The organism is Flaviflexus massiliensis (genome assembly GCF_001375495.1).
Classification (GTDB): Bacteria; Actinomycetota; Actinomycetes; order Actinomycetales; family Actinomycetaceae; genus Flaviflexus; species Flaviflexus massiliensis.
Map to the genome: position 1 here is coordinate 1 of NZ_LN831058.1, position 12,903 is coordinate 12,903.

Here is a 12,903-nt window from a genome sequence, read left to right on the forward strand (position 1 = left end):
TAAATGGCGGCGGTGTCCTACTCTCCCACACCCTCCCGAGTGCAGTACCATCGGCGCTGGTGGGCTTAGCTTCCGGGTTCGGAATGAGACCGGGCGTTTCCCCACCGCTATAGCCACCGCCAAAAACACGGAGCAATACAGCAAACAACAATATTTAGTTACATGACGTGTTACCACGGGCCCGAGTGGGTTGGGTGGTAACCATACAGTGGACGCGAACAACAGGTTCGTTACAAACATCGAGCACAACATTTTGTTTTCTACAGTGTTGTGTAATCTATTTGGCCATTAGTACCAGTCAGCTCCACACCTTACAGTGCTTCCACATCTGGCCTATCAACCCCATAGTCTTTAGGGGGCCTACACCAACCCCGAAGGATTGGATGGAAACCTCATCTTGAAGCAGGCTTCCCGCTTAGATGCTTTCAGCGGTTATCCCTTCCGAACGTAGCCAACCAGCCATGCACCTGGCGGTACAACTGGCACACCAGAGGTTCGTCCGTCCCGGTCCTCTCGTACTAAGGACAGCCCTTCTCAAGTTTCCAACGCGCGCAGCGGATAGGGACCGAACTGTCTCACGACGTTCTGAACCCAGCTCGCGTACCGCTTTAATGGGCGAACAGCCCAACCCTTGGGACCTACTCCAGCCCCAGGATGCGACGAGCCGACATCGAGGTGCCAAACCATGCCGTCGATATGAACTCTTGGGCAGGATCAGCCTGTTATCCCCGGGGTACCTTTTATCCGTTGAGCGACGGCGCTTCCACAAGCCACCGCCGGATCACTAGTTCCTGCTTTCGCACCTGCTCGACTTGTCAGTCTCACAGTCAAGCTCCCTTGTACACTTGCACTCGCCACCTGATTACCAACCAGGCTGAGGGAACCTTTGAGCGCCTCCGTTACCATTTAGGAGGCAACCGCCCCAGTTAAACTACCCACCAGGCACTGTCCCTGAACCAGATCATGGTCCAAAGTTAGATGTGCAATACGACCAGAGTGGTATTTCAACAGCGACTCCACACCAACTAGCGTCAATGCTTCACAGTCTCCCACCTATCCTACACAAGCCGCACCGAACACCAATACCAAGCTATAGTAAAGGTCCCGGGGTCTTTCCGTCCTGCTGCGCGTAACGAGCATCTTTACTCGTCGTGCAATTTCGCCGAGTTCGTGGTCGAGACAGCGGAGAAGTCGTTACGCCATTCGTGCAGGTCGGAACTTACCCGACAAGGAATTTCGCTACCTTAGGATGGTTATAGTTACCACCGCCGTTTACTGGGGCTTAAATTCCCAGCTTCGCCCACACAAGGTGAGCTAACCAGTCCTCTTAACCTTCCAGCACCGGGCAGGCGTCAGTCCGTATACATCGTCTTACGACTTCGCACGGACCTGTGTTTTTGATAAACAGTCGCTTCTCCCTGGTCTCTGCGACCCTCGCCCCTAACACGCAAAGTGTTTCAAGGCTCAGGTCCCCCTTCTTCCAAAGTTACGGGGGCATTTTGCCGAGTTCCTTAACCACGATTCTCTCGATCGCCTTAGTATTCTCTACCTGACTACCTGTGTCGGTTTCGGGTACGGGCGGCTAGTCCCTCACGTCGAGGCTTTTCTCGGCAGTACAGGATCACCCTACTTCCCCAAAATAATGGGTCATCATCAGACCTCACCCACATGTTTCCCGGATTTGCCTAGGAAACGGGCTGCGTCCTTAAACGTGCCAAGCCATAAGACACGCGGTGGCTACCTCTCTGCGTCACCCCTGTTAACACGCTTGCCTACCGTAAGATCAGGTCCCACGCGCACCACCACCAACACCCGAAGGCATCAGCGGTAGCTTGGGTGGTTAGTATCCCTCACCTCAGCATTGAACGGTCCTTCGCCGGTCACCAGAATATCAACTGGTTGTCCATCGACTACGCCTGTCGGCCTCGCCTTAGGTCCCGACTAACCCAGGGCGGATTAACCTGGCCCTGGAACCCTTAGTCATTCGGCGGACGGGTTTCTCACCCGTCTTTCGCTACTCATGCCTGCATTCTCACTCGTCACCATTCCACCAACGCTCACGCCCTGGCTTCACCACAATGACGACGCTCCCCTACCCAACAACCACGAAGGCTGTTGCCATGGTTTCGGCGGTGTACTTTAGCCCCGCTACATTGTCGGCGCACAATCACTTGACCAGTGAGCTATTACGCACTCTTTCAAGGGTGGCTGCTTCTAAGCCAACCTCCTGGTTGTCACTGCAACTGCACATCCTTTCCCACTTAGCACACGCTTAGGGGCCTTAACCGATGGTCTGGGCTGTTTCCCTCTCGACTACGAAGCTTATCCCCCGCAGTCTCACTGCCACGCAAACGTAACCGGCATTCGGAGTTTGGCTGACGTCAGTAACCCGGTGGGGCCCATCAGCCATCCAGTAGCTCTACCTCCAGCACGCTACACGCAACGCTGCACCTAAATGCATTTCGGGGAGAACCAGCTATCACGGAGTTTGATTGGCCTTTCACCCCTACCCACAGGTCATCCCCTCCTTTTTCAACAGAAGTGGGTTCGGGCCTCCACACGCTCTTACACGTGCTTCACCCTGCCCATGGGTAGATCACCCCGCTTCGGGTCTAGAGCATGCGACTCAAACGCCCTATTCAGACTCGCTTTCGCTACGGCTACCCCACACGGGTTAACCTCGCCACACACCACTAACTCGCAGGCTCATTCTTCAAAAGGCACGCCATCACCCCAACAAAGGAGGCTCTGACGGATTGTAGGCGCCCGGTTTCAGGTACTATTTCACTCCCCTCCCGGGGTACTTTTCACCATTCCCTCACGGTACTATCCACTATCGGTCACTAGGGAGTATTCAGGCTTACAAAGTGGTCTTTGCAGATTCACACGAGATTCCACGAGCCCCGTGCTACTTGGGTGGCATATCCAGAGCGCATCATGCAGTTTCATCTACCGGGCTCTCACCGTCTACGGCCCTGTTTCCCACCAGGTTCAACTACCACACAACACACATCCCGACCCATTACGGCAGGCCGACAATACACTCCCACAACACCGCATGCGCAACGCCCGTAAGCTATCACACACACACGGTTTAGCCATCATCCGCTTTCGCTCACCACTACTCACGGAATATCTCTTCCTACGGGTACTGAGATGTTTCACTTCCCCGCGTTCCCCCCACACACCCTATACATTCAGGTGCGGGTAACCCACCATAACGTGGGCCAGGTTTCCCCATTCGGACACCCTCGGATCACAGCTTGTTTGCCAACTCCCCGAGGCTTATCGCAGGCTACAACGTCCTTCTTCGGCTCCCAGTGCCAAGGCATCCACCGAACGCCCCTACAAAATTACACAACAAAAAACAAATACTAGAACTCTTCAATTCACAACAAACCAAAGATGCTCGCGTCCACTATACAGTTACCAAACAACCCACCCACACAACACAAACAAGAACACAATCCCGCCCGCGTTGCAGAGCACCAGGGCTGCTAACCCCAAACCCCAACAGCATGCCGTTTCCCGTTTAAACCATTAACTTTTGCAAATTGCACTTGTTTCGGGTGCGAATCAAGAACGCACCACAACTATCCCATCGGCAGGAACATCGCCACCACCAGCCACCACCACACCACAAAGGCATAGTGAAATAAGTGTCCAGTGGATTTCGGGAAAAACTCCCTAGAAAGGAGGTGATCCAGCCGCACCTTCCGGTACGGCTACCTTGTTACGACTTCGTCCCAATCGCCAGCCCCACCTTCGACCGCTCCCCCCACAGAAGTGGTTAGGCCACGGGCTTCGGGTGTTGCCAACTTTCGTGACGTGACGGGCGGTGTGTACAAGGCCCGGGAACGTATTCACCGCAGCGTTGCTGATCTGCGATTACTAGCGACTCCGACTTCATGGGGTCGAGTTGCAGACCCCAATCCGAACTGAGACCAGCTTTAAGGGATTCGCTCCGCCTTACGACTTCGCAACCCTCTGTACCGGCCATTGTAGCATGCGTGAAGCCCAAGACATAAGGGGCATGATGATTTGACGTCATCCCCACCTTCCTCCGAGTTAACCCCGGCAGTCTCTCGTGAGTCCCCAACCAAATGCTGGCAACACGAGACAAGGGTTGCGCTCGTTGCGGGACTTAACCCAACATCTCACGACACGAGCTGACGACAACCATGCACCACCTGTACACCACCCCGAAGGCTGCCCCATCTCTGGAACATCGCAGTGTATGTCAAGCCTTGGTAAGGTTCTTCGCGTTGCATCGAATTAATCCGCATGCTCCGCCGCTTGTGCGGGCCCCCGTCAATTCCTTTGAGTTTTAGCCTTGCGGCCGTACTCCCCAGGCGGGGCACTTAATGCGTTAGCTACGGCGCAGAACAAAAGCCCCACACCTAGTGCCCAACGTTTACGGCATGGACTACCAGGGTATCTAATCCTGTTCGCTCCCCATGCTTTCGCTCCTCAGCGTCAGTTATAGCCCAGAGACCTGCCTTCGCCATCGGTGTTCCTCCTGATATCTGCGCATTCCACCGCTACACCAGGAATTCCAGTCTCCCCTACTACACTCAAGCCTGCCCGTACCCACTGCAAGCGCGGAGTTAAGCCCCGCGTTTTCACAGCAGACGCGACAAGCCGCCTACGAGCTCTTTACGCCCAATAATTCCGGACAACGCTCGCGCCCTACGTATTACCGCGGCTGCTGGCACGTAGTTAGCCGGCGCTTCTTATACAGGTACCCTCAACCACACAAAAATATGGCCTTGTTCCCTATCGAAAGAGGTTTACAACCCGAAAGCCGTCATCCCTCACGCGGCGTCGCTGCATCAAGCTTGCGCCCATTGTGCAATATTCCCCACTGCTGCCTCCCGTAGGAGTCTGGGCCGTATCTCAGTCCCAGTGTGGCCGGTCACCCTCTCAGGCCGGCTACCCGTCGAAGCCTTGGTAGGCCATCACCCCACCAACAAGCTGATAGGCCGCGAGCCCATCCCCCACCAAAAAATCTTTCCCACAACCACCATGCGGCAGAAGCAGAATATCCAGTATTAGACCCAGTTTCCCAGGCTTATCCCGAAGAAGGGGGCAGGTTACTCACGTGTTACTCACCCGTTCGCCACTAATCCACACCTAGCAAGCTAGGGCTTCATCGTTCGACTTGCATGTGTTAAGCACGCCGCCAGCGTTCGTCCTGAGCCAGGATCAAACTCTCCGCAAAAAACAGAAGAATCCGAAAACAGACTCAATAAAAAATACAAAACAAAGAAATCAACAAAAAAACAATAAAAACAAAAAACGACACACTATTGAGATTCAAAACAAGCAACCCACTGGAGTTCATCTTCCGTTAAGGAGAAGCTCTCCGGAGCAACCTCTCTATCGTATCATCCGCTTCCTGGCTGTCAAGTTCAGATCTTGTGATCTGCACCTCGTTGCCTTGCGAATCCTAGGATTCAGAGGTGTTGTTCCCGGGCTTGCCGGAAGCAACTTGATTAATTTAGGCCGGATCGAAGCGCGGGGTCAAATTATTTTCAGGTGACGCTAGTTACTGATCTGAGTCACACACTGTTAAACCACTGTTTACCTGCGGAAATACGAAAAACGGGGCCCCGCGGACCCCGTTTTTCTAATTATTTTTGATTTGTTTTTGATTTTTTCGGTCTAGTCGAACTGAGCCAGGATGATTTCTCGAACCTTGGCGGCGTCCGCCTGTCCCCTGGTTGCCTTCATGACTGCACCGACGAGAGCTCCGGCGGCTTGCACTTTTCCTCCCCTGATCTTTTCGACCACGTCGGGGTTCGCTGCCATCGCGTCGGCCACTGCCTTCTCCAGTGCGGAATCATCGGAGACGATTTCTAGTCCGCGCTTGACAGCAACTTCGGCGGGACTTCCTTCTCCTGCGAGAGTGCCTTCGAGTGCTTGACGGGCGAGCTTGTCGTTGAGCTTGCCGGACTGGACAAGACCATCGAGCTCAGCAATGTCTGCTGCCGTGACTGGAGCTTCATCAAGAGCGAGCCCATTTTCGTTGCAGTATCGTGCAATCTCTCCCGTCCACCATTTACGTGCAGCAGCCGGTGTTGCTCCTGCCTTAACGGTTTCTTCCACAATGTCGAGCGCCTGAGCGTTGACGAGGTCGCGCAGTTCGAGGTCGGAGATGCCCCACTCTTCTTGGAGTCTCTGACGCTTGGCGTGCGGCAGTTCGGGTAGCGAGCGACGGATCTCGTCAACCCACTCGGCCGAGGGGGCAACGGGAACGAGGTCCGGTTCGGGGAAGTAACGGTAGTCTTCAGCATCGGACTTCTCGCGGCCGGAGGAGGTGGAGCCGTCTTCTTCGTGGAAGTGTCGGGTCTCCTGTAGGACCTTCCCGCCATTGGCGAGGATCTGGCCCTGCCTCCTCATCTCATACGTCACCGCCTGTTCGATTGCGGTGAAGGAGTTGACGTTCTTTGTCTCGGTACGGATACCGAGGGGCGAATCGGGTGTTTCGCGCAGCGACAGGTTGATGTCTGCGCGAACGTTGCCGCGTTCCATGCGGGCTTCGGAAACTTCGAGTGCCCGGAAGATGTCGCGCAGGGTACGGACGTAGGCGGCTGCTACCTCGGGGGCGCGCCTGCCTGCACCGGGGATGGGCCGGGTGACGATCTCAACGAGGGGAACGCCGGCACGGTTGTAGTCAACGAGGGAGTATTCGGCTCCCTGGATGCGGCCACTGCCACCGACGTGGCTGTTCTTGCCCGCGTCTTCTTCCATGTGTGCGCGTTCGATCTCGACGCGGAACACTTCACCGTCATCCAGAACAACGTCGATCCAGCCGTCGTAGGCAATCGGTTCATCCGACTGCGAGGTCTGGTAGTTCTTCGTCAGGTCTGGGTAGAAGTAGTTCTTGCGAGCGAAGCGGCACGACTGCGCAATCGTGCAGTTGAGTGCGAGGCCGATCTTGATGGCGTACTCAACGGCCTTCTTGTTAACAACCGGGAGCGATCCGGGCATGCCCAGCGAGGTGGGGGTGACGAAGGTGTTCGGTTCTCCACCAAATGCGTTGCGCGCACCGTCAAACATTTTCGTTTCGGTTCCGAGTTCGACGTGGACTTCGATTCCGAGAACGGGATCGAAGGTGCTGGCCGCGACGTCGTAATCCATGAGCTCAGTCATCAGTTGTTCTCCCATTCAACAGCCGGGCAGGACCCGGGAACGTTTCCGGCACCGGCTTCCACAGCTGCGGCAACTTCGTACATGAGGTCATCCCGATAGGTGGGTGCAAGCACCTGGAAGCCAACCGGCAGACCCTGCGAGAGTCCGCACGGGACGGACATGCCGGGGATACCGGCGAGGTTTGCGGGGATAGTTGCAAGGTCGTTGAGGTACATCGCCATCGGGTCGTCAACCTTTTCCCCGAACTTGAATGCCACTGTCGGAGAAGTCGGCGTCACCAGAACATCAACCTTCGCGAAGGCTTCTTCAAGATCCCGCTGGACGAGGGTGCGGACCTTCTGGGCAGCACCGTAGTAGGCGTCGTAGTTGCCGGTGGACAGAACGTGGGTTCCGAGAATGATGCGGCGCTTCACTTCGTCACCGAATCCCTGGCCGCGGCTTTCCGCCATGACACGCTCAGCGGTCACCGGTCCTTCGGTGGGCTCGGCCCGAAGGCCGAATCGCATGCCATCGAAGCGCGCCATGTTCGAGGACACTTCTGCCGGCATGATCAGGTAGTAGGCGGACAGTGCGTAGTCGAAGGAGGGGCAGGACACGGTGACGACTTCGGCGCCGGCTTCTTCCAGCCGAGCAATGGTCGCATCGAACTGTTCACTCACGCCCTTGTCGAAGCCTTCACCCGACAGCTGTTCGACGATGCCGATCTTCAGTCCCTTGACGTCTCCGGCTGCATTGACGAGCTCTTCGAGCTTCTGGACGGGATTCGGGAGAGAGGTGGAGTCAAGCTCGTCGTGTCCCGCGATGACTTCCTGCAGCGCCGCAGCATCGGCAACGGTGCGGGTGACGGGACCGATCTGGTCGAGGGAGGACGCCATGGCGATGAGGCCGTAGCGGGAGACTGCGCCGTAGGTGGGCTTGACACCAACGGTTCCCGTGACGGAGCCGGGCTGGCGAATCGAACCACCCGTGTCGGAACCGAGCGCGAGGGGAACCATGTATGCGGCCACGGCCGCTGCGCTACCGCCGCCCGAGCCACCGGGGATCCGGTCGGTGTCCCACGGGTTCTTGGTCGGGCCGAAGGCCGAGAACTCGGTGGAGGATCCCATCGCGAACTCGTCCATGTTCGTCTTGCCGACGATGGGCATGCCCGCGTCGCGGATCCTCTGGATCACGGTCGCGTTGTAGGGCGGGAGCCAGCCGTCCAGCATTTTCGACCCGCAGGTGGTCGGCATTCCCTCAATAACGATGTTGTCCTTGATGGCGATGGGGATGCCGGCGAGACGCCCCAGCTTCTCCCCCGCCGCGCGGCGAGCATCAATCTCTGCCGCAGTCGCGAGCGCACCCTCCTCGTCAACGTGGAGGAATGCGTTGATCGTCGGATTGAATTTCTTAATTCGTTCGAGGCTCAGGGTCGTGAGTTCGACGGAGGTGAGCTCACCGGTGACGAGCAGATCCGCGAGCTCGGTGGCGGACTTCAGAAGAATGTCGTTCACGCCTCCTCCCCGAGGATCTGGGGAACGAGGAACTTCCCGTCTTCACTGGCCGGGGCCTGAGCTAGGAACGCGTCACGGTCCAGTCCGTCCACAACCTTGTCTTCCCGCATGACGTTCCTCAGCGGGATCGGGTGGGAGGTGGCGGGAATGTCGGAGGTTGCGACTTCGGAAACTTTCGCAACGGCATCGGTCACTACATCGAGTTCACCGGCGTACCGTTGGATCTGCTCCTCGGTCAGGGCAATACGTGCGAGCGCCGCCATGCGGGCGACCTCATCAGTAGAAAAAGCGGACATGTGGACAGTCTAATGCCACATCGACCTTGCCGATATTCAGCAGTCGGTCAGCATCTCGATATTTCTTCAACGTAGAATGCTCACCATGACGAGTTTCTCCCTCCCGACGGGTAAAAGATTGTGGAACCTGGCAAAGACTGCCGCCACCGTCACAGTTGCCCTTCAAGTTGCCGCCGTGACCGCAGTGATCGCCGTCGACGAGCGACGCAAACGCCGCGAACCACCCACCGGGGAGTTCCCGCACTTCAGTCCCAAGAAGACCGCGGTACAAAACACGGAGATCACGACCTTCATGTTCGGCCACGACCTTTACGAGTCAATGCTGGACGACATCGACAAGGCCACGAAGTCCGTCTATTTCGAGACCTACATTTGGAAAGCCGATGACATCGGGCAAAGATTTAGGGACGCGATCATTGCCGCCGCCGAACGTGGTGTCCAAACCTACGTCATTGTTGACGTGTTTGGGAATCTCAACCAGGATCCCCGATTCCGTTACTTCCCGAAGCACGAGAACCTGCACGTCCTCCGCTTCCCTTTCTTCAATCGCGGCCGCATCATTGGCATGGTTCGCCATTCCGGCCTCGATCACCGTAAGCTTCTCATCGTTGACTCCACCATCTCCTATATCGGCGGATACAACATCGGTCGGCTCTACGCCGATCACTGGCGCGATACTCACATCCGTCTCAGCGGCCCCCAAAGCTGGGAGCTGGAAAATGCTTTCATTGACATGTGGAACACCCACCGTCCTCGGGGCGAGGAGCGCCTGACCGACCGCGGCACCTCCGAATGGAGCTCTTCGCTGCGTGCCGTGCAGAATCTGCCCGCACGGCTCTCCTACCCGATTCGTTCCATCTACCTTGATTCGGTTGACCGGGCCTCATCGCGGGCCTGGATCACGATGGGCTATTTCATTCCCGACCGCGATGTTCAAGCAACACTCATTGCCGCCGCTAAACGCGGGGTCGATGTTCGCGTCCTGATCCCCGAGTATTCGAACCACATCGTGGCGGACTGGGCGGGACGCCCCTCCTACCAGGGTCTGCTCGAGGCCGGGGTCCGCATCTTCCTGTTCGAGGGCGCCATGGTCCACTCCAAAACATTGACGGTGGATGGCAAGTGGTCAACCGTTGGTACCGCGAACCTCGATGCTTTGTCCATGCGCGGCAACTACGAGATCAACGTCGAGATCTATTCTGATTCTCATGCGGAGCTCATGGAGAAGATCTTCGAACTCGACCTCACCAACGCTCGAGAGCTCACGAAAGAGACATGGGCGGGACGGCCCCTTGCGGCACGGATTCTCGAATCCATTCTCCGCCCCCTCGGAGTCATCCTCTAAACACAGAACAGAGTCAGGTCCCAACACCGAATAACGGCGTTGGGACCAAACATTTGGGCCTCTTTATCCTGAAACTTCTCCGGGACCGCGTACCTAGGAACCGACTATTCCCTCGGGTCCTTCATTGAGAAGCTTGGTGAAGTCTTCTTCGGAGAGGATGGGAACACCGAGTTCCTCGGCCTTTGTTGCCTTGGAGCCTGCATTCTCCCCCACGACCACGTAGTCGGTCTTTTTGGAGACGCTGCCGGAGGCCTTACCGCCGCGGGACACGATCGCTTCCTTGACGGAGTCCCGGGTGTAGTTTTCGAGGCTCCCTGTCGCTACGATCGTAAGTCCGGTGAGAGTTTGGGGCAGGTCTTCCGTCGCTTCTTCTTCCCACACCACCCCGGCATCCCGCCACCTGTTGACGATTGTGCGATGCCAGTCGATGTCGAACCATTCGCGAATCGATTCGGCGATGGTCATACCGACCCCCTCAACTTCCGAGAGTTCCTCAACGCTGGCTTCCGCGAGCGCATCGAGCGATCCGAAGCGGGCGGCGAGGGTGCGGGCGGCTGTCGGTCCGACATGCCTGATGGAGAGGGCAACGAGCTTGCGCCACAGTTCCTTGTGCTTTGCCGCATCGATTTCGCGCAGCAGGGTTTCGGTTGTCTTCGTGGGGACAGAGACCTCGCTGACATTGCCGTCCTCGTCCTTGACGTTCTTGGGCTTGGTCCAGGCGGCCCTCGCGTAGCGGTAGTCGCCTTCGAAGACTCCCTTGACTCGCTGCTCGCTCCACACGAAAACGTCTCGCAGATCGTCCGCTGTCAGGTCGAAGAGACCGGATTCGTTTTCGAGGACGGGTTGCTGTTCGTCTGGGATGCCGAGGCCGGTGAGGATGGCGGGGTGGATGTCGCCCGGTTGGGGTTCCCCGTACTCGCTGATGAGTGCCTGGGCTTTCTTGCTAGCGAGGTTCACCTTCTTGCCATCGATGGTGAGCGTGTGTCCGGCGATGAGGGAGGCGATGGCCGCTTCCCTACGAGCATCGGGGTTCGTCAGCATGAGTGCTGTTTCGGCGCCGAGGGCTTCGATGTCGAGGGCTCCCCTCGATCCAACGTGGGCGAGGCGTTCGGTGAGCTGAGCGGGGCAGGATTGTGCGTTGGGGCAACGCCAGTCCGCCTCCCCTTCGCGGCTGGGCGCGAGCACGGATCCGCAGTTGGGGCAGTGAGCCGGCATGACCCATTCTCGTTCCTGTCCGGTACGCAGTGAATAGACGGGGGCAACTACTTCTGGGATGATGTCGCCGGCCTTGCGAAGAACGACCGTGTCTCCGATGAGAACGCCCTTGCGTGCAACCTCGGAAGGATTGTGAAGGGTTGCTTGGGAAACGGTGGAACCATCGACGAGGACGGGTTCCATGATCGCGTACGGTGTGGCTCGCCCAGTTCGTCCGACCTGGACACCAATATCGAGAAGCTTCGTGTGGACCTCTTCGGGCGGGTACTTGTAGGCGAGTGCCCAGCGGGGCACCCTCGACGTATATCCAAGTTCCTGTTGCATAGCGCGGGAGGCGAGCTTCATGACCGCTCCGTCCATGCCGTGCAGCAGCGAGGAGCGCCGTTCCCCGAGCCGGTCAATGAAATCGAGTGCTTCGCTTAATCCGGTGACCTGCTCGTTGTAGGGAGAGATCGGGATCCCCCAGCTCTTCAACCTCTCGTAGATGTCCATCTGGTTTTCCACCGGGGCGACGGAACCCTCTACGTGCCCGATGCCGTGGGCAATAAAGGAGAGGGGGCGCGATGCGGTGATGGCCGGGTTCTTTTGACGCAGTGACCCCGCGGCCGCGTTCCTTGGGTTCGCGAACACTCTCTGCCCCTCGTCCTCCAACCTCTTGTTAAAGGTTGCAAAGTCTTCGAGGGGAATAAAGACTTCACCACGGATCTCGATGAGATCCGGCCAGTCCTCACCCGATAGCTTTTGGGGTACCGCAGAAATGGTTGCGACGTTGGCCGTTACATCCTCCCCGGTGGTGCCATCCCCTCGCGTGGCTGCCTGCACGAGAAGCCCCGCCTCGTACCGGATGTTGAGCGCAAGACCATCGATCTTTGCCTCGCACACCACCTCGAGATCATTGGGGTTAACGTTCTCTGCCTTACCAACCCTCTGAAACCAGGCGCGTACCTCATCCTTATTGAACGCGTCCTCAAGTGAATACATGCGTTCACGGTGCTGCACCGGGGAGAACGCGGCCGGTGAGCTCGCCCCTTCAGCTCCGCGAGCGCCCTCGTCAATAACCGCACCAACATTACGGGTGGGAGAGTCTTGGGTGTTGAGCTGAGGATAGGTTTCTTCCAACCCCCTCATTTCCCGAATCAACCTGTCGTATTCGGCGTCCGAGAGTGGGGATTCGCCCCTCTCATCGTTGTAGTAGGCGATCTGGGCAGGACGAATCACGTCCGCCAGTTCTTGCCAGCGGGCTAGGGCACTCGAAAAGTCTGCAGCACTCACTCCGCTAGTTTAGCCTGGCAGGCAGACCCTTCAGGGTGTCAATTCGTACCCCGTGGACACTCAGGCAAGCACGAGGGAGCAATCGAACATTTCCTTCGCCAACCCCAAACCTTTGCATCTGTGACTT

General features: G+C 57.4%; 5 protein-coding genes and 3 rRNA genes. 1 reads left to right on the forward strand and 7 read right to left on the reverse strand.

Translation table 11 applies throughout. The annotated features are described in order from the left end of the window. Positions 1-4: 4 nt before the first annotated feature. The 6 genes from rrf to gatC form a co-directional block, all read right to left on the reverse strand. Positions 5-121, reverse strand: a 5S ribosomal RNA gene (rrf, locus tag BN1241_RS03940). A 147-nt stretch (positions 122-268) separates the two neighbouring features. Next, a 23S ribosomal RNA gene (locus BN1241_RS03945) occupies positions 269-3,359 on the reverse strand. A 332-nt stretch (positions 3,360-3,691) separates the two neighbouring features. Next, positions 3,692-5,221: ribosomal RNA gene (locus BN1241_RS03950) — 16S ribosomal RNA — on the reverse strand. Together the 16S, 23S and 5S rRNA genes form the textbook arrangement of a ribosomal RNA operon. Positions 5,222-5,664: 443 nt before the next feature. Then, positions 5,665-7,155, reverse strand: coding sequence for an Asp-tRNA(Asn)/Glu-tRNA(Gln) amidotransferase subunit GatB (gene gatB, locus BN1241_RS03955; RefSeq protein WP_054952422.1), 1,491 nt, complete (start codon positions 7,153-7,155; stop codon positions 5,665-5,667). Then, the gene (gatA, locus tag BN1241_RS03960; protein ID WP_054952423.1) at positions 7,155-8,648 is read right to left on the reverse strand and encodes an Asp-tRNA(Asn)/Glu-tRNA(Gln) amidotransferase subunit GatA; all 1,494 of its coding nucleotides are present in this window, start codon (positions 8,646-8,648) and stop codon (positions 7,155-7,157) included. Before gatA ends, gatB begins: the two co-directional genes overlap by 1 nt. Then, positions 8,645-8,944, reverse strand: coding sequence for an Asp-tRNA(Asn)/Glu-tRNA(Gln) amidotransferase subunit GatC (gene gatC, locus BN1241_RS03965; RefSeq protein ID WP_054952424.1), 300 nt, complete (start codon positions 8,942-8,944; stop codon positions 8,645-8,647). The genes gatA and gatC overlap by 4 nt, the downstream gene beginning before the upstream one ends. A gap of 85 nt (positions 8,945-9,029) precedes the next feature. On the opposite strand from gatC, the gene BN1241_RS03970 reads away from it, so the two are divergent. Then, positions 9,030-10,289, forward strand: coding sequence for a phospholipase D-like domain-containing protein (locus BN1241_RS03970; RefSeq protein ID WP_054953786.1), 1,260 nt, complete (start codon positions 9,030-9,032; stop codon positions 10,287-10,289). Between the two features lie 93 nt (positions 10,290-10,382). Here BN1241_RS03970 and ligA read toward each other — a convergent pair whose 3' ends face one another. Then, a complete protein-coding gene (gene ligA, locus BN1241_RS03975; protein WP_054952425.1) occupies positions 10,383-12,776 on the reverse strand; it encodes an NAD-dependent DNA ligase LigA in 2,394 nt (797 codons plus the stop codon). Between the last annotated feature and the right edge of the window lie 127 nt (positions 12,777-12,903).